Annotated in this window: 18 protein-coding genes; 13 read left to right on the forward strand and 5 right to left on the reverse strand. The window is 57.5% G+C overall.

All coding sequences use genetic code 11. The features are described from left to right. Positions 1–94: 94 nt before the first annotated feature. The 3 genes from B9Z48_RS03240 to B9Z48_RS03250 all read right to left on the reverse strand — a co-directional run bounded on the left by B9Z48_RS03240 (position 95) and on the right by B9Z48_RS03250 (position 4,433). Entirely contained in the window at positions 95–997 is a 903-nt protein-coding gene (locus tag B9Z48_RS03240) for a YihY/virulence factor BrkB family protein (protein ID WP_108377113.1), read from the reverse strand. Between the two features lie 388 nt (positions 998–1,385). Further along, complete coding sequence (gene tkt / locus B9Z48_RS03245; RefSeq protein WP_089963896.1) at positions 1,386–3,368, reverse strand: transketolase; 1,983 nt, start codon at positions 3,366–3,368, stop codon at positions 1,386–1,388. A 183-nt stretch (positions 3,369–3,551) separates the two neighbouring features. After that, positions 3,552–4,433 (reverse strand): LysR substrate-binding domain-containing protein, encoded by an 882-nt coding sequence (locus tag B9Z48_RS03250; protein ID WP_089963897.1) that lies wholly within the window; start codon positions 4,431–4,433, stop codon positions 3,552–3,554. Between the two features lie 166 nt (positions 4,434–4,599). On the opposite strand from B9Z48_RS03250, the gene B9Z48_RS03255 reads away from it, so the two are divergent. The 11 genes from B9Z48_RS03255 (at position 4,600) to B9Z48_RS03305 (ending at position 14,768) form a co-directional block, all read left to right on the forward strand. Then, the gene (locus B9Z48_RS03255) at positions 4,600–5,490 is read left to right on the forward strand and encodes a LysR substrate-binding domain-containing protein (RefSeq protein WP_089963899.1); all 891 of its coding nucleotides are present in this window, start codon (positions 4,600–4,602) and stop codon (positions 5,488–5,490) included. 328 nt (positions 5,491–5,818) lie between these two features. After that, positions 5,819–7,159, forward strand: a complete 1,341-nt coding sequence (locus tag B9Z48_RS03260) for an NAD(P)H-dependent oxidoreductase (RefSeq protein WP_089963900.1) — start codon at positions 5,819–5,821, stop codon at positions 7,157–7,159. Positions 7,160–7,182: 23 nt separating this feature from the next. Then, positions 7,183–7,521 carry a putative quinol monooxygenase gene (locus tag B9Z48_RS03265; protein WP_089963902.1) on the forward strand — a complete coding sequence of 113 codons (339 nt, stop codon included), beginning with the start codon at positions 7,183–7,185 and terminating at the stop codon, positions 7,519–7,521. A gap of 9 nt (positions 7,522–7,530) precedes the next feature. Beyond that, on the forward strand, positions 7,531–8,430 hold the full coding sequence (locus tag B9Z48_RS03270) for an NAD(P)-dependent oxidoreductase (protein WP_089963903.1): 900 nt from the start codon (positions 7,531–7,533) through the stop codon (positions 8,428–8,430). After that, the gene (locus tag B9Z48_RS03275) at positions 8,430–9,017 is read left to right on the forward strand and encodes a gluconokinase (RefSeq protein ID WP_108377114.1); all 588 of its coding nucleotides are present in this window, start codon (positions 8,430–8,432) and stop codon (positions 9,015–9,017) included. Before B9Z48_RS03270 ends, B9Z48_RS03275 begins: the two co-directional genes overlap by 1 nt. Positions 9,018–9,154: 137 nt before the next feature. Beyond that, positions 9,155–9,904, forward strand: coding sequence for an SDR family NAD(P)-dependent oxidoreductase (locus tag B9Z48_RS03280; RefSeq protein WP_089963906.1), 750 nt, complete (start codon positions 9,155–9,157; stop codon positions 9,902–9,904). 58 nt (positions 9,905–9,962) lie between these two features. Next, on the forward strand, positions 9,963–10,952 hold the full coding sequence (locus B9Z48_RS03285; protein WP_089963907.1) for a TRAP transporter substrate-binding protein: 990 nt from the start codon (positions 9,963–9,965) through the stop codon (positions 10,950–10,952). A gap of 138 nt (positions 10,953–11,090) precedes the next feature. After that, the gene (locus B9Z48_RS03290; protein ID WP_089963909.1) at positions 11,091–11,624 is read left to right on the forward strand and encodes a TRAP transporter small permease; all 534 of its coding nucleotides are present in this window, start codon (positions 11,091–11,093) and stop codon (positions 11,622–11,624) included. Positions 11,625–11,629: 5 nt separating this feature from the next. Beyond that, the gene (locus B9Z48_RS03295; protein WP_089963910.1) at positions 11,630–12,889 is read left to right on the forward strand and encodes a TRAP transporter large permease; all 1,260 of its coding nucleotides are present in this window, start codon (positions 11,630–11,632) and stop codon (positions 12,887–12,889) included. A 24-nt stretch (positions 12,890–12,913) separates the two neighbouring features. After that, positions 12,914–13,753, forward strand: a complete 840-nt coding sequence (locus B9Z48_RS03300; protein ID WP_089963912.1) for a transketolase — start codon at positions 12,914–12,916, stop codon at positions 13,751–13,753. Positions 13,754–13,763: 10 nt separating this feature from the next. Continuing rightward, on the forward strand, positions 13,764–14,768 hold the full coding sequence (locus B9Z48_RS03305; RefSeq protein ID WP_089963914.1) for a transketolase family protein: 1,005 nt from the start codon (positions 13,764–13,766) through the stop codon (positions 14,766–14,768). A gap of 153 nt (positions 14,769–14,921) precedes the next feature. Here the strand turns inward: B9Z48_RS03305 and B9Z48_RS03310 are convergent, their stop codons facing one another. Together B9Z48_RS03310 and B9Z48_RS03315 are read right to left on the reverse strand one after the other, a co-directional pair. Continuing rightward, a complete protein-coding gene (locus tag B9Z48_RS03310) occupies positions 14,922–15,824 on the reverse strand; it encodes a YihY/virulence factor BrkB family protein (protein WP_108377115.1) in 903 nt (300 codons plus the stop codon). Positions 15,825–16,122: 298 nt separating this feature from the next. Then, positions 16,123–17,157: an AraC family transcriptional regulator gene (locus tag B9Z48_RS03315; protein ID WP_089961396.1), complete on the reverse strand. Its 1,035-nt coding sequence runs from the start codon at positions 17,155–17,157 to the stop codon at positions 16,123–16,125. A gap of 111 nt (positions 17,158–17,268) precedes the next feature. On the opposite strand from B9Z48_RS03315, the gene B9Z48_RS03320 reads away from it, so the two are divergent. Together B9Z48_RS03320 and B9Z48_RS03325 are read left to right on the forward strand one after the other, a co-directional pair. Next, complete coding sequence (locus tag B9Z48_RS03320; RefSeq protein WP_089961515.1) at positions 17,269–18,459, forward strand: lipid-transfer protein; 1,191 nt, start codon at positions 17,269–17,271, stop codon at positions 18,457–18,459. Continuing rightward, positions 18,456–18,896, forward strand: coding sequence for a MaoC family dehydratase N-terminal domain-containing protein (locus tag B9Z48_RS03325; protein ID WP_089961393.1), 441 nt, complete (start codon positions 18,456–18,458; stop codon positions 18,894–18,896). The genes B9Z48_RS03320 and B9Z48_RS03325 overlap by 4 nt, the downstream gene beginning before the upstream one ends. The last annotated feature ends 12 nt before the right edge of the window (positions 18,897–18,908 follow it).

Here is an 18,908-nt window from a genome sequence, read left to right on the forward strand (position 1 = left end):
TCGTGTGTTCGACTGACTGCAATCGCTGCAAGTGGGTCATTCAACCCAAAGCCAAAGTAGGTGGATACAAAGTACAAGGCTCAATGCGCCACGCCTACAAGGTTGAATGATCGAGCTTCAGCAGTGGCTCGGGCGTTTTGTGAGAGCCGAACGCCCGGGCATAGGCGCAGCTGAACTCTGCACCCACCAACACGATCTGGGCTGAAAAGTAGACCCACAACAGCACCACCACGAGCGAGCCGGCCGCGCCAAAACCCGACGCCACACCGCTGCGGCCGATGTAGGCGCCCATCAGGAACTTGCCGCCCGTGAACAGCAAGGCCGCGATCAAAGCGCCGAGCCAGACATCGGAGACCCTTACACGCTGGCGAGGCATGACCTTGTAGATCAGGCCAAACATGGTGGCCACGAGCAGGAAGCCGCCGATCGCATTGCCCGCCTGCACAACACCTTGCCAGCCGCCGAAGAAGGGGTCGAGGCTTCGGCCCATGGCCGCGAACATGGCACTGGTGACCAGCGACACGATGAGCAAAAACCCCAAGGCGAGGATCATGCCGAATGCCATCAAACGGGCCTGAACGAGCGTGAGCCAGCCGCTCTTGCGCAAGCGTTCCGGCACACCCCAGATGCGGTCGAGCGCATCTTGCAGTTCGGCAAACACCGTGGTGGCACCGACGAACAGCAACACCAAGCCCACAGCGGTCGCAGTCAGGCCTTCAGCGGGTTCGCGCACGCTGCTCAACAGGCCCTGAACGGCATCCGCACCGACATCACCCATCAGGTCCTTCAGCTGCGCCTGGATCTCACCGCGAGCGGCGTCCTCACCGAACACCAGACCGGCCACCGACACCACGATCAGCAGCAGCGGTGCCAACGAAAACAGGGTGTAGTAGGCCAATGCAGCCCCCATGCTCGGCACATAGTCGTTAAGCCAGGCGTTGGCAACCTGTTTGAACAATCCCCACCACGCCTTGATTGGGATGTTCGTTTGGGACATTCACACTCCAATGAGCAAAGGGTGAGTCAAGTTAGCGCCCAAACTGCCCGCGGTCTGTTCGCTGTCCAACCCACGGGTTCGCGCGGGTGGTGGCACCGCCTGCACGCTGGATGTCATGGCTCTGGCGGATCGCGTAACCGGTTTGAGGAAGATGTGGGGTCATCTTGGGAGTGGGTCAACGACAGCTGCCGGCCTGAATCAGTTAGCCGTCCAAAATGGGGATGCCGTCAATTTTTTAGGGTCGGCTTGAAGCTGGTTCCAGGCACTCGCCATCAAGCAAACCAAGGGCCGCTTTCGACCCATAGCGGTCGACCGCACTTCAGACCCCATGGAATTCGTAGAGCGAGAGTTGCCTTTCAGTAAAGACAAATCCAATCCTAAGACCTGTTCAATTCTTCAGCAAAGAAATGGCTTTGGTTGCCACCGCTTCGGGGGTAATTTTGAATAGCTTGTAAAGGGATTCGGCCGACCCACTTGCTCCAAAGCCGGTCATGCCCACAAAGCCGCCATCGAGCCCAAGGTAAGCATCCCAGCCTTGGCGCACAGCGGCCTCAACGCCCACCCGTACACCACAGCCCAGTACGCTTTTGCGATAAGAATCATCTTGCGCGTTGAACAGTTCCCAACAGGGAAGAGAGACCACAGCAGTGGCAATCCCATCAGCTTCAAGCTGTTCGCGAGCAGCCACAGCCAGCGCTACTTCAGAGCCTGTAGCCAGCAGCGTGACCCGACGCGTGCCGCAGGCGCTTTCATGAAGCACATATCCCCCGCGACTTGCCAGGTTGGCAGGTGTGTGAATGGTGCGTACCAAGGGTAGCGACTGCCGTGCAAAGATCAGACTGACTGGACCCGTGCTGTGAGCCAATGCCGCTTCCCAGCACTCCGCTGCTTCAACTGCGTCGGCAGGGCGCATGACCAGCATGTTGGGCATGGCGCGTAGCGAAGACAGAATTTCTACCGGCTGATGTGTGGGACCGTTTTTGCCGATCCCTATCGAGTCGTGGCTGAACACGAATTTGACTGGAAGCCCCATGAGTGCCGCCATGCGCATGGCGGGTCGCTGGTAATCGGCAAAGGCCAGATAGGTCACCGATATCGGCAGCACACCGCCGTGCGCCGCCATGCCGTTGGCCATTGAGCCCATCACATGCTCACGCACGCCGCAATGCACATATGAGCCACTGCGATCGTCTGCGGTGAAAGCCGTTAGGCCTCGCTTGTGGCTGGTGGGTGCTTCCAAGTCGGCGCAGCCAACCATGCGCTCCGGGAAAACGGGGGTCAGCAGGTCATTGATTTCGGCTGAGATGAATATGCCGCTGGGTGATGGTGGTGCTTGCAGGGCATTTTTTTTGAAGTCCAGCAAGACTTGCTGCCAATTACTAGGTAGTTCACCGCGTATCACGCGTTCAAATTCAGCGCGCTTGTCTTCAGGCAATGCTGCCACACGCGCTTGCCATGCGACGTGTTCGTCGTTACTGCGTTGACCAGCAGCTCGCCAAGCCTGCTGAACATCACTGGGCACTTCAAACGGACCTTGCGTCCAGCCCAGCAAGTCGCGTGCGGCCTGGGCATCTTCTGCAAACAAGCGACCGCTGTGGCCGCCCCGTTGGCCCTGAAGGCGGGCAATACCCTTAGCGATGACAGTGCGACACGCTAGCATGGACGGTCGAGAATCCGCGCGTGCGGCATCCAGTCCTGCAGACACCGCCTCGATGTCATGGCCATCTACCTCAACCACATGCCAGCCCGCTACGCGAAAGCGCGCAGCCACGTTTTCGCTGATGGATAAGTCGGTGCTGCCGTCGTCAGTGATCTGGTTGTCGTCCCACAACAGCACCAGCTTGCTCAATTTCAGATGGCCTGCAAGCGAAATCATCTCTTGGCCCACGCCCTCTTGGAGGCAGCCGTCGCCCACAAACGCATAGGTGTGGTGATTGACCAAATCACGACCAAAGTGAGCGTTCAAATACGCCTCGGCAACGGCCATGCCGAAGGCGTTGGCAATGCCCTGACCCAGCGGGCCTGTGGTGACTTCGATGCCGATGGCCGTGTTACGTTCTGGATGACCTTCGCAGTGCGAACCCAGCTCGCGAAAGCGCTGGATTTCTTCAATCGGAAAGTCTGGATATCCCGTCAGGTGCAGCAGCGAATACAACAGCATCGAGCCATGTCCGTTGGAAAGCACCACGCGGTCGCGGTCAAACCAGTTGGGCTCAGAGGGATTGAATTTGAGGTGACGTGTGTAAAGCGCGGTGGCGATCTCTGCCATGCCCAGCGGTACACCCTGATGCCCTTCTTGTGCGCGTACGATGGCGTCGATCGAGAGAAAACGGATGGCGTGGGCCAGGGCATTTTGTGGGTGTGAGCTCATGGGCTGCGGCTGCCGTGCTGCAAAGCCAGGCGCCAGTCTCCGTTGGTTTCAATGTCGTGGCCGAGATTTTTACGGGCAGGCCACATCAACACAAGCGAAGAAAACTCACGCCTTCATGAAAGGTTTTCAACCATGATCGGGGCGGCCCTCAGGCAGGGCCAAAGTTTCAATTCAATAACTTTTTTACCGAGACGGTTGAACTTCGTCCCGTAGCCAGGCCATAAAGCTGCGTACTTCAGGCTTTGAGGCGTGGCGTTCCGGGTACACCACGAAGTGGGCTTGGACTTCCATGCACATTTGTTCTCCAAAGACAGGTTGCAATCGGCCACTGGCGATCAGGGGGCTGCCGATGCTGGTGCTCTCCAGAGCCACGCCTAGGCTTTGAACGGCGGCATCAAGACTCATCATTGCACGGTCAAAACGCAGGCCCATGCGTTCAGGTCGTTGGTCACCGGCAAAGCGTGCAAACCATTCGGGCCATTGCACTACGCTAACGCTGGATTGGATCAGCGGTACACGGAGCAGGTCGGAAGTCGTGTGCAAGCGATGGATGCGGATGAATTCTGGACTGGCCAGAGGCAGGATTTTTTCTGTAAAGATCGGTTCAACCTCCAGATTCGGCCAGTTCGGTAGCCCGTAGCGAATGTCGACGTCCATCTGACCGAGTTGGAAGTCCGAATGCACATGCGAGGCTGACAGCATCATCGAGATGTTCGGGTGCCGCTCGGTGAATTTGCCTATGCGTGGCATCAACCACAAGCTGGCAAAGCTGGGGCTGCTGTGCACATACAGGGTGTCCTGCACACCATGGCGTAAGTCTTCGGTCGCAGTGTTGATGGCGCCCAGAGCGCTCGCCACACGCTCCAGATATTGCCGACCTCTAGGGGTGAGCTCGACGCCCCGGGCCGAGCGCTCGAAAAGACGCACGCCCAGAATGCTCTCGAGTTTGGCGACCTGGTGACTGACGGCAGAAGGCGTCAGATGCAACTCCTCTGCGGCCAGCGAAAAGCTTTTACGCCGGGCAATGGCTTCAAAGGCCTGCAGGGCAGAAAGAGGCGGGATCATGGCAGTTGAATGAAGCGGGGCTGAATGAAACTGAAGGAAATCGGACTCGATTGCTGTATCGACATTGCGCTCTAAGGTTATCAGAGATGATCCTGCGTCTTTCTCGAATGTCAGATTTAAAGGTATATCCTTGATATTCACTGATGAAGTTAACCCACGGACGAAGATGACCTTACCTTTGCGAGCAATCGCCGTATTCGAAGTGGTGGCACGCAGTTGCAGCCTGACCAAGGCCGCTGCTGAGTTGTTTGTGACCACTTCGGCTGTGAGCCAGCAGATTCATGTGCTCGAATTGCACTTGGGCACGACTTTGCTTAAGAAAGCAGGTCGCGGCGTCGCACTGACCGAGGCCGGTGAGCGCTACTTTGAAATGATTGCGCCGGACGTGCAGCGTATTGGCGAGGCGACCCAAAGGATTCGCGGATTTCGGTCGCGAACGGCACTGACCGTGCGCACCACACCCACTTTGGGCAGCAAGTGGCTCTTGCCGCGGCTGGGTAGATTTCTTAACGCCAATCCTGATGTGGACTTTCGCCTGAACGCCACCACGGAACCGACCGACTTCAGCCGTGAAGCCGTCGATATCGAAATTCGTCACGGCGAGGGGCAGTGGCCGGGTGTCTTTGTCGAGGGCCTAGCCGAAGAAAACTTCATGCCGGTGTGTGCCCCAAGTTATGCAGCCGCCGGCACGCTGGAGTTGGCAGAACTCCCGCACCGCCGGCTGATTTTTTCGGTCAAGGCGCAATTGCAATGGTCTCAGTGGTTTGCCTCGTTGGGCGTGGAAACGAGTCTCAAGGGCGAGCGGCTACTTTTAGACCGCAGCCACATGGCGATCGACGCTGCGGTCGATGGCCTTGGCATCGCGCTCGAGAGTAATCTGATGATGTGGCGGGAACTGCGTGAGGGCACGCTGGTGTGCCCGATTAGCAAGCCTCCAGCGATTACCCTCACGACGCAATGGCTGGTATGCCCATATGACCACCTGCGGAAGGCCAAAGTCCAGTTGTTTCTCGACTGGCTGCGCCAGGAGCGGGCAACCTGGCAAGGTGCCGTTTAAGACACGGGCTGAGGTTTTGAGTCAGAGGCGGCAAGTCTCGACTGTTCATGTCCTTCAAGGGTATCCGGTGGAGCGCAAGCGCGTACGACAGGGCTGTACACAGTCGAACCGTTAAGTTTTTCTTAATGAATCGGGTTTTTATGTCAATGGACGTCGGCTTTGCAGAGACTTAGCATCACATCCACTAAATCGTTAACCGATTTATTTCTAATCTTCCGAGATTTTTAATAAATTCATCGATCTCGATTTATTCAAAGAATACGCGAACGCAGACTTTCGCTATTCAAAGATTTAAAACCCGTTTGAAATATCCGAAAAAGGAATAAATATGAATTTGGCGACACTGCTTCAAAAGCGCGTGGCAGAAAAAGGTCCTGTCCGGGTTGGCATTATTGGTGCCGGTAAGTTTGGCTCCATGATGCTCGCTCAAGCTAGGCATATTCCCGGCTACCACGTGGTTGGCGTCGCCGATCTAAACGTGGCCAAAGCCCGTGAGTCGCTTAAGCGCGTGGGCTGGGACGAGTCACAGTACAGCGCCAAGACTTTGGGCGAAGCCTATAAGTCGGGCCAAACTTGCATCGTGGATAACGGGGCGGCCCTAGCCGAGTTTGAAGGCATCGAGTGCATCATCGAGGCCACCGGCCACCCGATCGCCGGTGTGCGCAATGCCCTGGCAGCGATCGAGGGCGGCAAGCACGTTGTGATGGTCAATGTTGAAGCTGATGTGATGTGCGGCCCCCTGCTGGCTGCGCGGGCCAAAGCCAAAGGGGTGGTGTATTCCATGGCATACGGCGACCAGCCGGCCTTCATCTGCGAACTGATCGACTGGGTGCGCTCCTGCGGCTTTGAGCTGACCGCTGCTGGCAAGGGCATGAACTTCGAGCCGCGCTACCGCTATTCGACACCCGACACGGTCTGGGGGTTTTTTGGCTGGACGGAAGAAGAAGTCAAGGCGGGCGACTTCAACCCCCAGATGTACAACTCCTTTACCGACGGAACCAAGGCGGCCATCGAGATGGCTGCCGTTGCCAACGGAACTGGGCTCGACTGCCCAGACAACGGCCTGGCCTTCCCGCCCGCCGGTTTGCATGATCTTGCCAACGTTTTCAAGCCAGCCTCTGAAGGTGGTCGTCTGGCCCGCAGCGGCCTGATCGATATCGCAGCAAGCCAGGAGCCCGATGGGCGCGAGGTACTCAACAACATTCGCTTCGGCATGTTCGTAACTTTCAAGGCGCCGGACGAGTACACCCGTGCATGCTTCAAGCAGTACGGCTTGCTGACCGACAAGTCTGGCTGGTATGCCTCAATGTGGCGGCCCTTCCATTTGATCGGACTGGAAACCAGCGTGAGCGTTTTATCTGCGGTGCTCCGTGGTGAACCCACCGGCACCTCCAGGGAATTCCGCGCAGACGCAGTGGCCACCGCCAAGACCAATCTGAAAGCCGGCGACATGCTCGACGGCGAAGGTGGATTTGCCGTCTGGGCCAACGCGATCCCGGCCACGAAGAGCCTTGCGCTTGATGCCTTGCCCATTGGCCTTGCGCACAAGGTCAAGCTCATCAAGCCGGTGGCGAAAGACACGGCCGTGTGTTTTTCCGACGTCGAACTGGTCGACAACCTGGATGTCGTCGATTTCCGCCGGGAATACACACGCACGATGGGCCGCTAAGGCTTTATTTAGAAGGCCTCATCATGACGCAGCAAGCACACCTCCGACCGGCAATACCGGTCTTTGTGGTCCTCGCAGAGTTTGTGGTCAAAGAAGGAATGCTTGAGGTCTTCTTGGCCCATGCATTCGACGACGCGCAGAGCTCGCTCGCCAAAGAACCGGGTTGCCTTCAGTTCGACGTGCTTCGCTCGTCGGACCATCCCAACGGGGTTTTGTTCTATGAGGTCTACCAGTCACGGCAAGCCTTTGAAGAGCACCTGAAAACCCCGCATGTGGACAAGTTTCGGGCCATCTTGTCGGAGCACGTTCAAGTAGAACGGCCTGTGAGAACGCTTCAACGTTTGAGCCCGGTTCCAACTTAAGGATTAGCTGTGAACGAAGCGATCCGCACAGTCGGCTTTGTCGGAACGGGCATCATGGGCGCGCCCATGGCTCGACATCTCGCTGCTTCCGGGTTCCAGGTGACTGCCTACAACCGAAGCATGGAAAAGGCCATGCCGCTGGCCGAGCATGGTGTCCGTCTCGCTTCAAGTGCGGCCGAGGCCTGCACCGGTCAAGACGGGGTAGTGGTCATGTTGAACTCCGGGCATGTTTGCGAGGAGCTCTTGTTCGCGCCAAAGACTGGCGGCCTTTTTGCAATGAGGCCAGGCTGTCTCCTGATCGTCATGAGTTCCCTCACGGTCGAAACCGCCAAGGATCACGCGCGCCGTTCACGGGCGCTCGGAGTGGGCTATCTTGACGCGCCGGTTTCTGGGGGCGAGGTTGGTGCCAAGGCTGCCACGCTGTCCATCATGGTTGGCGGCGAAGCCGCTGATGTGGCGCGCGCACGGCCTTTGTTCGAAGCCATGGGGCGCCCTCTTCATATGGGTCCCACGGGTACGGGTCAATTAACCAAGCTCGCCAACCAGCTGACGGTGGCCAGCACCATCGTGGCCGTGGCAGAGGCCTTGCTCTTGGCCGAGCGTGGCGGTGCCGATCCGGCCAAGGTGCGCGAAGCACTCCTCGGCGGATTCGCCCAGTCCAAAATTCTGGAGCTGCATGGCCGCCGCATGATTTCAGGCGATTTTGTCCCTGGGGGAACCGCGATCAATCAAATCAAGGACACCCAGGCGGCGATCGAATTGGCCCAGGAACTGTCACTTGAACTACCCATGCTCGCGTTGACCGATTCGCTGTTCCGCGACCTCGTCGATCACGGGCACGGCGAACTCGACCACAGCGCCTTGATTCTTGAGCTCAGGCGCAGGAATTCAGCTGAGGAGAAGCAGTGATGTCGCAGTTTGAACGAGCCTTGGGTGAGCAGTTGTCATCGGCCACACAAAACCCACGGGCTGCATTAGAAAAGCCTGCTACACGGCTGATCGTGGTGATCGGCGTTTGCGGTTGCGGCAAGAGCACCTTGGGCACATCACTCGCCAAGCACTTGAGAAAACCTTTCCTTGATGCGGACGACTTTCATCCGGCTTCAAACAAGAACAAGATGGCCCGAGGCATTCCCTTGGGCGACGCCGACCGTTGGCCCTGGCTTGATGCCTTGGCTGACGCCTTGGCGGTCAAGGGCAAGAGAGCGGGCATGGCAGTGGCGGCATGTTCTGCCCTGCGCCGGTCTTACCGGGAGCGGCTGGTCTTGATGGCTGGGGAGCCCATCCTGTTCGTGATGCTCGAGGGCTCCCGGGAATTGATCGCCGAACGCCTGTCATTGCGAACGGGGCACTTCATGCCGGCGGCAATGCTCGACAGCCAGTTGGCCACGCTCGAGCCACCCTGTTGTGACGAGCAGGCCATCACGCTGGATATAGCCCAGCCTATTGAAGCCATGGTCAAGGAAGTTCATGACTACCTGTTTTCGCGGCGTTGACCAAGGCATCATTTTGCTGCAGTGCCGCATGAATTAAATTAAAGAATGAATGAACTTATGTCGTTTGCGTTCAGGATGGGGGATCTGCAAAATTGCACCACCCGCAAGCATTCAGCGGTTCATCACAGGAGACAAAAATGTTGTTAAAAGACAAAGTAGCAGTTATCACCGGCGGCGCCGGCCTCAATGGATTGGGATTTGCAACAGCACGAATGATGTCCAAGCAAGGTGCCCTAGTCGTGATCCTCGACCTTGAACAGGCCAACCCACAGCTTGCTGCAGCGCAACTCGGTGATCAGCATCTGGGCTTGGTTGCCGACGTTACGGACAAGGCTTCCTGTGAAGTGGCCGTGGCCCGTATCCAGGAGAAGTACGGGCGCATCGATATTCTGGTCAATAACGCCGGCATCACCCAGCCAGTGAAATTCCTGGACATCACTGGTGCGGATTACGACCGCATCCTCGACGTGAGCCTGCGCGGCACCCTTTACGCCTCGCAAGCTGTGCTGCCGGTCATGCAAGCGCAAAAAAGCGGCTCCATCGTCTGCATTTCGTCGGTGTCCGCGCAGCGCGGTGGCGGCATTCTGGGTGGCCCGCATTACTCGGCTGCCAAGGCCGGTGTGCTCGGCCTGGCCCGTGCGATGGCGCGCGAGTTTGGCGGCAGCAACATCCGCGTCAATTGTGTCACTCCCGGCCTTATCGCCACCGACATCAACAAGGGCAAGATTCCCGACGACAAGCGTCAGGCAATTCTGGATGGTATTCCTCTGGGCCACATTGGCGAGCCGGACGACGTCGCCGGTTGCGTCGTGTTTCTTGCCAGCGACCTGTCCAAGTACTGCACAGGCATCACGCTCGATGTGAACGGCGGCATGCTGATCCACTGATTCAGATTTCACCCACCATCACGGCATCGCCGTGGTTCATTTCAACCTAGGAGACATCATGAAAAAATTAAATACATTCCGCCGTACCCTGTTGCTGGCGTCATTGCTCGCTGCCACTTCAATGGCCCAGGCACAGGCCGTAAAACTGACGTTGGGCCATGGCACGGCGATCGACAACCCGCGCCATACGGCATCCTTGAAGTTTGCTGAGGTGGCCAAGGCTAAGAGCAATGGCCGCATCGAAGTGACTGTGGCCCCCGCCTCTCAGTTGGGTGATGACGCCGCCATGGTCACCGCCCTGCGCACTGGTGCGCTCGATATGTCGGCCAACTCACAGGGTGCATTGGCAAATGCCGTGCCCGAGTACGCTGCATTCGGCATGCCATTCCTGTTTTCTAGCCAAGCACAAGCTTGGAAGGTAATGGATGGCCCCACTGGCAAAGAGTTGGCTCAAAAATCGGCCGAAAAAGGCTTGGTTGTTTTGGGTTACTGGGACAACGGCATCCGCCACATGAGTAACAACAAACGCCCACTGCTGAAGCCCGAGGATTTGAAGGGCCTGAAAATGCGCACCCCACCGGATTCTGTGACTGTGGACATCATGCAAAGCGTGGGTGCCGAGGCACAACAGATCAAGTGGTCAGAACTGTACGTTGCACTGCAACAAGGGGTAGTGGATGGGCAGGAAAACCCACTGGTCAACGTTCAAGCAGGCAAGTTGTACGAAGTGCAAAAGTACATCTCGCTGACCGGGCACAAGTACGAGATGACGCCCTTCTTGATTGGCAAACGTGCTTGGGACAAGCTTTCTGATGGCGATAAAAAGATTGTTCAGGAAGCCGCCAATGAAGCGACTGCGCTTCAACGTAAATTGGCACAAGAAGCCGATGACAAGATGTTTGTAGAACTCAAGGCCAAAGGCGTACAAATCGACAAAGTGGACCAAGCCCCATTTGAAAAGGCCACTGCACCTGTAGTGGCTAAGTGGGAAGCGAGCCCTATCGGCCCGTTTGTGAAGAAAGTCGTGGCCGCTGCGCGCGCCAAATAAGCAGCATAAAAATAGTCGGCACTGAAAAATGCATTGACCACAAGTGCAGGATAAACGGCTGACTTCAACGCGCTATTGCCATGTTCACGACCCGCATCGGTGCTGGCCACCGCAGCGGGTCATTTTGGAGATTCATTCATGACCGCAGTCTTAGTCGAGCGCAACGCGCTTGAACGGGCGATCGTGGTCATCTGCAGCTTCGTGCTGTGGGTGACGATGGTTTCAATTTTCTTGATCTTGACGATCAACACCTTGCTTCGTTATGCATTCGGCACCAGTTTGCAATGGGCCAACGAGGTTCCCGAGTTGTTGTTTCCTTGGTTGGTCATGTCCGGTGTCGTTTTAGCCGCCGAAAAAGGCTCGCACATCGCAACGGTGTTCCTAGTGGAGTCAGTCAGGCCTACGGTAAAACGTGTGATTGATATCGTAGCTTGGAGCGCTGTCGCTGTGTTGTACGCGGTGCTGGTTCGCGCAACTTGGAACATGCTTGAAATCGTGCACGACGAGAAAACGCCTATTCTGCTCATCCCGACATCGGTGACTTACGGTTGTCTGATGGTAGGCATGGGGATGCTGGTGCTGCTTGCAATCCAATCCGTCTCTAGGGCTTGGCGTGGTGTGCGCGTGGTGCGGGACAGTTCAGAGCCAGGGGCGCAAGCTGCGCAAGGATAAGCACCATGACTTTATTGATTTTGATTGTATTTTTGGGTGCGGCAACATTGGCCATGCCCATTGCACACGCCATTTTGTTAGCGGCAATGGCCGCTGCGGTCAGCAGTGACCGGGTTCCGTTTGACCTGCTGGTCCAGCAAATGGTGGCGCAGGTGCAGAGCTTTCCATTGATCGCCATTCCATTTTTCATGCTCACGGGTTCGCTCATGATGGGGGGCAAACTCGGCCAGGCCATCGTGGGCACTTTGACGGTTTTGGTCGGACGTTGGCACGGTGGACCTGCTCAGGTCAGCGTGTTGTCGTCGACTTTGTTTGGTGGCGTGTCAGGTTCAGCGGTGGCCGATGCATCGGCCATTGGATCCTTGGTCATGCCCTGGCACCGCAGGCTGGGTTATCCCATGCCTTTTTCGGCGGCCTCGCTGGCGTCGGCGGCCACCATAGACATCATCATCCCACCGTCGATCCCCATGATTTTGTATGCAATGAGTGCGAACGCGTCGATCGGGGCCTTGTTTTACGCAGGTATCTTGCCTGGCCTGATCTTATGCGGCGGATTCATGGCGGCTTGCTGGTATGTGGGCAAGCGTGACAACTTACCGCGCGAGACTGCACCGACTGACCGTGCAGAGTTTCGGCGCAACTTGGTGTATTCGATTCCAGCCATCGCATTGCCGATATTGATCATCGTATTTTTGCGTTTCGGCATCGCCACGCCAACCGAGGTGTCGGTGTTGTCCACTCTCTTTGCCGGCTTGGTGTCCCTGGTGATTTATCGCGACATGACGATTCGGCGTTTGCACCACGCCATCCTCGAGGCCGGTTTGGCGACGGGTGTGGTGCTGATGGTCATCATGGCCTCAGCGGCCATTGGCTGGTTGCTGACCTTTGACCAGATGCCGCAACACATCGTGCAGTGGGTGCAGGCAAACGTGAACGAAAAGTGGGTCGTTATCGCGCTGATGAACGCCATGATGCTGTTCTTGGGTATGTTCATTGACCTGCCTGCCGCCGTCCTGCTGCTGACCCCCGTTTTCCTACCCTTGGCGCAAGCGATTGGCATGGACACGGTGCAACTGGGCATCATGATGGTGGTCAACTTAGCCATTGGACTTTACACCCCACCTGTGGGCACCACCTTGTTCATCGCCAGTTCTCTGGCCAGGGTCAAAGTGGGCGAAACTGTGCGCGCCATGGTGCCGTTTTATGTGGTGGCCTTTGGTGTCTTGATTCTGGTTTCATACGTTCCCGCAGTCATTTTGAAATGACCGCATTGACCCTCCGGAGACATCATGTCAGTGAGCAATGATCGTTTGCTAGAAGTGGCGCGCTGCGCTTACCGTATTCGCCGATTCGCATTGCGAATGGGCGAGGTCCAAGGTCAGGGCTATGTTGGTCAGGCTTTGGGTTATGCCGACGTACTGGCGGTGGCCTATGGTCATGCCATGAAGTTCCGCGCCCAAGACCCCGATTGGTCTGATCGTGATCGATTTTTGCTCTCTCATGGCCATTACGCCATTGCAAACTATGCAGCCATGATTGAGGCTGGGATCATTCCCGAATCCGAACTGGAAACGTACGGCAGCGACGACAGCCGCTTGCCCATGTCCGGAATGGCCACTTACACACCTGGCATGGAAATCTCGGGGGGGTCACTTGGGCAGGGGCTTCCAATTGCGGTGGGCATCGCACTCGGACTGCGTCACCAAAAGAGCCCTGCATTTGTCTACAACTCCATGTCAGATGGTGAGCTGGATGAAGGCTCGGTCTGGGAGGCGGCCATGTCTGCTGCACACCACGGCTTAGGCAATCTGATCTGCATGGTTGACATCAACAACCAACAGGCAGATGGTCCATCCACTGCGGTGTTGGGTTTCGAGCCACTGGCAGACAAATGGGCAGCTTTTGGTTGGCACGTTCAGCGTGTGGATGGCAATCATCTGCCCTCGGTGTTGCGCGCCTTTGACACGGCGCGTGCACTGCCCGATGCCAAGCCCCGGGTGATCCTGTGCGACACATTGATGGGCAAGGGCGTGCCCTTCCTGGAGTCACGCGAAAAAAATCACTTTATTCGTGTGGATCCGCCCGAGTGGAAATTGGCGCTGGACATCTTGGATGCAAATCAACCCTAAGGCCCTTGAGATGAATACTGTGACCGACAAAAAGCCCCGACTGACCACCTCGGCCATGATCGCTTCGATCGCGAGTGATGGTCAGCGGGTGCAGGCAGCCCCCTTTGGCAAGGCACTGGTTGCCTATGCAGTTGATCATCCTGAAGTGGTCGGGATGACGGCAGACTTGGCCAAATACACCGACCTGCACTTGTTTGCACAGGCCTACCCTGAACGCTTTTTTCAGATGGGCATGGCCGAGCAGCTGCTCATGGGCGCTGCGGGTGGCATGGCCAAGACGGGATTGGTGCCATTTGCCACGACTTATGCAGTGTTTGGCACGCGCCGCGCATATGACTTTATTCACCAAGTGATTGCCGAAGAAAACCTGAATGTGAAGATTTGCTGCGCCTTGCCCGGACTGACCACCGGCTATGGCCCCAGCCATCAAGCCACGGAGGATCTCGCCATGATGCGTGCCATTCCTGGCATGACCATCGTGGACCCTTGCGATGCGCTGGACATTGAACAGGCTGTGCCGCAAATTGCCGAGCACCAAGGACCGGTCTACATGCGTCTGTTGCGTGGCAATGTGCCGATGGTTCTGGACGAATACAACTACAAGTTTGAATTGGGCAAAGCCAAGATGCTACGCGAGGGCTCGGATGTCTTGGTGATCTCCAGCGGCTTCATGACGATGCGCACACTCGAAGTTGCCAAGCAACTCGAGGCGGAAAAGGTGAATGTGGCAGTCATGCATTGCCCGACTATCAAGCCCTTGGATGAAGCTGCCATCATTGGCGAAGTGCGCAAGCCGGGTCGTCTTGTGGTGGTGGCCGAGAACCACTCCATCGTGGGAGGCTTGGGCGAGGCGGTGGCCAGTTTGCTGATGCGTGAAAGAGTGATACCTGCCAAATTTCGAATCTTGGCTCTGCCCGACGCTTTCTTGGATGCAGGCGCTTTGCCAACCTTGCATGACCGGTATGGTATTTCGGCTGAAAAAATGAACAGCAGAATCAAGGCGTGGTTAGCCTGATCGTCTCGGTCTCATGATCGAAAACATTTGCTGCTTTTAGCCCATAGCTGAAGTTCAGCTTGCGACGATCGATGACTGCAATCGCTGCAAGTGGGTCATTCAGCCCAAAGCCAAAGTAGGTGGATAAAAAGTACAAGGCTCAATGCGCCACGCCTACAAGGTTGAATGATCGAGCTTCAGCAGTGGCTCGGGCGTCTTGTGAGAACCGAACGTCCGGGCATAGGCGCAGCTGAACTCTGCACCCACCAACAAGATCTGGGCTGAAAAGTAGACCCACAACAGCACCACCACGAGCGAGCCGGCCGCGCCGAAACCCGACGCCACACCGCTGCGGCCGATGTAGGCGCCCATCAGGAACTTGCCGCCCGTGAACAGCAAGGCCGCGATCAAAGCGCCGAGCCAGACATCGGAGACCCGCACACGCTGGCGAGGCATGACCTTGTAGATCAGGCCGAACATGGTGGCCACGAGCAGGAAGCCACCGATCGCATTGCCCGCCTGCACAACACCCTGCCAGCCGCCGAAGAAGGGGTCGAGGCTTCGGCCCATGGCCGCGAACATGGCACTGGTGACCAGCGACACGATGAGCAAAAACCCCAAGGCGAGGATCATGCCGAATGCCATCAAACGGGCCTGAACGAGCGTGAGCCAGCCGCTCTTGCGCAAGCGTTCCGGCACACCCCAGATGCGGTCGAGCGCATCTTGCAGTTCGGCAAACACCGTGGTGGCACCGACGAACAGCAACACCAAGCCCACAGCGGTCGCCGTCAGGCCCTCGGTGGGTTCGCGCACGCTGCTCAACAGGCCCTGAACGGCATCCGCACCGACATCACCCATGAGGTCCTTCAGCTGCGCCTGGATCTCACCGCGAGCGGCGTCCTCACCGAACACCAGACCGGCCACCGACACCACGATCAGCAGCAGCGGTGCCAACGAAAACAGGGTGTAGTAGGCCAATGCAGCCCCCATGCTCGGCACATAGTCGTTAAGCCAGGCGTTGGCAACCTGTTTGAACAATCCCCACCACGCCTTGATTGGGATGTTCGTTTGGGACATTCACACTCCAATGAGCAAAGGGTGAGTCAAGTTAGCGCCCAAACTGCCCGCGGTCTGTTCGCTGTCCAACCCACGGGTTCGCGCGGGTGGTGGCACCGCCTGCACGCTGGATGTCATGGCTCTGGCGGATCGCGTAACCGGTTTGAGGAAGATGTGAAGATGTGGGGTCATCTTGGGAATAGGTCAACGGCGGCTGCAGGCCTGAATCAGTTAGCCACCCTAATTGGGGTGCCGTCAATTTTTTAGGGTCGGCTTGAGGCTGGTAGCGGTCATTCACAGGTCGAAGCCAATGAAACGCTCAATTGCGCCTGTAAACACTGCAAGGCTGACCCGTCCAGCGTTTGAATGCTCGCTGAAAAGTGGGACTGTCACTGAAACCCAGCTCGCTGGCCAGTTGCACCAGGGACACGTTGGATGACGACAACCTTGAGATCGCCAAGTCGCGTCGCAGATCATCCTTGAGCCATTGCAGGGAAGTGTGCTCCGCCGTCAGGTGGCGCTGGAGGCTGGAGGAAGAGGTGTGCAGTTTGTCGGCCACTTCTTCCAGAGTCAGCCATCGGGGGTAACTGCTCATCAGGCAGTTGCGCACTTTCTGCCCGGTGTGGCCAAAATGGCGGGGGGGCGAAATGATTTGGGTGTAGGCATCGGTGAGGAAGGTGCGCAGCGCAGGCTCGTCCCTGCTCACAGGGGTCTGCAGTTCCGTTATTCCAAACCAGAAACCGAAAGCGTCTTGCTGATAACGCCGAGTGGCTGGAAAAATGAACTGGTACATCTCGTGGTGACCGGGGTCGGCGTAGGCGAAATCGAAGTGCCGGATCGGCAAGGGCGAATTCAAAAGCCATGCTGACAGACGCCAAAGGACACGCACCATGGTCTCTTGCGCAAAAACTGGGATGTCTCGGGCCGGGTTGGCTGGTGCCATGTGCAAGCCCGCTTCTTGATGGTTCACTTGCAAGGAGAAAACAATGTCGTCTTGCAGTAGGTTAAGCGCCGAGCTCATGCGTTTGAGCGCACGCCGAAGGTCTGGCGCAGACAGGCCCTCGCGCGCGGTCAACGCGAAGCTGCCCGGCTTGAAAGGCCGGGAGAACAGGCCCAGGCATTCGTCTTTCAAGTCGTGCATCAATGCATAAAAAAGCGCTGCGTACTGGATGGGGGTAACCCCACGGTCGCCGGGGGTCCGTAGGGCTTTGGGGTCAATCCCGACCTGACGTAAATAGCCATCCAGATCGACATCCTTGCCTTCGAGGCCTGAAAGCAAGCCGAACACAAAGACAGGGGCAATATAGGCCCCCGGGTTTTCCCGGGGTTGTGTGAAGTTGAGGTCTTTTGCCATTGTCTTGAGGTGACAAGCTATCGCGATGAGGTACTGCTGAGTCTAGCATTTGAGCCATGCGAGCGGGCAGAAAAAGTCGGCTTGAAATCCATCAAGTGCAAAGGACTGGGCATGAAAAATGTGGTGTGCGTAGCAGGGGTCGGCATGGTGCCGTTCACCAAGCCCGGGGCCAGTGAGCCCTACCCCCAAATGGCCTCCAAGGCTGTCAAAGCCGCTCTGGCCGATGCGGGTCTGGACTACGCCAAAGTCCAGCAAGCTTATGTGGGCTATGTGTATGGCGACTCCACCGCCGGGCAGCGCGCCCTGTACGAAGTGGGCATGACGGGCATCCCCGTCGTCAACGTGAACAACAACTGCTCCACCGGTTCCACTGCGCTGTTTCTGGCGCGTCAGGCGGTGATGAGTGGCGCGGCCGACTGCGTGCTGGCGCTGGGTTTTGAGCAAATGAACCCAGGTGCCTTGGGTACGGTCTTTGCTGACCGGCCCAGCCCCTTCGAACACTTTGACGATGCCACGCAGATCCTGGTTGGCCGTAGCGAAATTCCTCTGGCGCTGCGTTATTTCGGCGGCGCAGGTCTGGCCCACATGGAAGAGTTTGGCACGCCCATGAGCACATTCGCCAAGATCCGCGCCAAGGCCAGCCGCCATGCGTCCAACAATCCCCTGGCGCTGTTTCGCACAGTGGTCACCGAAGAAGAGGTGATGAACGCCCCGGTGATGTGGCCCGGTGTCATGACGCGACTGATGGCCTGCCCGCCCACCTGTGGCGCAGCAGCTGCCATCGTGTGTTCGGAAACCTTTGCCCGCCAGCATGGCCTGAGCACGGCCGTGCGCATTCGGGCTCAGGCCATGACCACCGACACGCCCGTCACTTTCGAGGCCCGCGACATGCGGGAAGTGGTGGGCTCCAGCATGGCCAAGGCCTGTGCCGATCAGGTCTATGCAGAAGCGGGCATCGGCCCTCAGGATATTCAAGTGGTCGAGCTGCATGACTGCTTTGCCCACAACGAATTGCTCAGCTATGAGGCGCTGGGCTTGTGCGAGCGCGGTGGTGCCCAGAAGTTCGTCGAAGACGGAGACAACACCTACGGCGGCAAGTTCGTGACCAACCCTTCTGGTGGCTTGCTGTCCAAAGGCCACCCGCTGGGGGCCACGGGGCTGGCGCAATGCACGGAACTGGTTCAGCAACTGCGCGGCCATGCCGACAAACGGCAGGTCGAAGGCGCTCGCATCGCCCTGCAACACAACCTGGGTTTGGGGGGCGCCTGTGTGGTCACCCTTTATGAAAGGACTTCCGCATGATCGACAAGAAATTCATCGGCTACCAGCTCAAGCCGTCCAGCCTGTACATGGACCGCACACGCCTGCAGTTCTTTGCCAAAGCGATTGGCGAACAAGACCCGGTGTACACCGATCCGGCTGCGGCCCAGGCGGCAGGTTACCCCGATCTGCCCGCACCGCCCACCTTCATGTTTGCAGCCGAGCTCGACAGCGGCGCGAACGACCAGCTTTTGATGGATCTGGACATTCCCCTGACCAAGCTGCTGCACGGTGAGCAATCGTTTCGTTACTTCAAGCCGGTGTGTGCGGGCGACACGGTGAATGTCCAGTCGACCATCACCGACATTTACGACAAAAAAGGCGGGAAGCTGGAGTTTGTTGTCAAGGATTCGCGTGCAACCAACCAGAAGGACGAACTCGTGGCCCAGATGCGAACGGTTTTGGTCGTGCGTCATTGAAACAAGAGGGAA

The sequence above is a fragment of the Limnohabitans sp. WS1 genome (assembly GCF_003063265.1).
Lineage (GTDB): Bacteria > Pseudomonadota > Gammaproteobacteria > Burkholderiales > Burkholderiaceae_C > Limnohabitans_A.

Coding starts and splice junctions, on each gene's coding strand:
- B9Z48_RS03240 (WP_108377113.1), bottom strand. CDS start 997: ATGTCCCAAACGAACATCCCAATCAAGGCGTGGTGGGGATTGTTCAAA.
- tkt (WP_089963896.1), bottom strand. CDS start 3,368: ATGAGCTCACACCCACAAAATGCCCTGGCCCACGCCATCCGTTTTCTC.
- B9Z48_RS03250 (WP_089963897.1), bottom strand. CDS start 4,433: ATGATCCCGCCTCTTTCTGCCCTGCAGGCCTTTGAAGCCATTGCCCGG.
- B9Z48_RS03255 (WP_089963899.1), top strand. CDS start 4,600: ATGACCTTACCTTTGCGAGCAATCGCCGTATTCGAAGTGGTGGCACGC.
- B9Z48_RS03260 (WP_089963900.1), top strand. CDS start 5,819: ATGAATTTGGCGACACTGCTTCAAAAGCGCGTGGCAGAAAAAGGTCCT.
- B9Z48_RS03265 (WP_089963902.1), top strand. CDS start 7,183: ATGACGCAGCAAGCACACCTCCGACCGGCAATACCGGTCTTTGTGGTC.
- B9Z48_RS03275 (WP_108377114.1), top strand. CDS start 8,430: ATGTCGCAGTTTGAACGAGCCTTGGGTGAGCAGTTGTCATCGGCCACA.
- B9Z48_RS03280 (WP_089963906.1), top strand. CDS start 9,155: ATGTTGTTAAAAGACAAAGTAGCAGTTATCACCGGCGGCGCCGGCCTC.
- B9Z48_RS03285 (WP_089963907.1), top strand. CDS start 9,963: ATGAAAAAATTAAATACATTCCGCCGTACCCTGTTGCTGGCGTCATTG.
- B9Z48_RS03290 (WP_089963909.1), top strand. CDS start 11,091: ATGACCGCAGTCTTAGTCGAGCGCAACGCGCTTGAACGGGCGATCGTG.
- B9Z48_RS03295 (WP_089963910.1), top strand. CDS start 11,630: ATGACTTTATTGATTTTGATTGTATTTTTGGGTGCGGCAACATTGGCC.
- B9Z48_RS03300 (WP_089963912.1), top strand. CDS start 12,914: ATGTCAGTGAGCAATGATCGTTTGCTAGAAGTGGCGCGCTGCGCTTAC.
- B9Z48_RS03305 (WP_089963914.1), top strand. CDS start 13,764: ATGAATACTGTGACCGACAAAAAGCCCCGACTGACCACCTCGGCCATG.
- B9Z48_RS03310 (WP_108377115.1), bottom strand. CDS start 15,824: ATGTCCCAAACGAACATCCCAATCAAGGCGTGGTGGGGATTGTTCAAA.
- B9Z48_RS03315 (WP_089961396.1), bottom strand. CDS start 17,157: ATGGCAAAAGACCTCAACTTCACACAACCCCGGGAAAACCCGGGGGCC.
- B9Z48_RS03320 (WP_089961515.1), top strand. CDS start 17,269: ATGAAAAATGTGGTGTGCGTAGCAGGGGTCGGCATGGTGCCGTTCACC.
- B9Z48_RS03325 (WP_089961393.1), top strand. CDS start 18,456: ATGATCGACAAGAAATTCATCGGCTACCAGCTCAAGCCGTCCAGCCTG.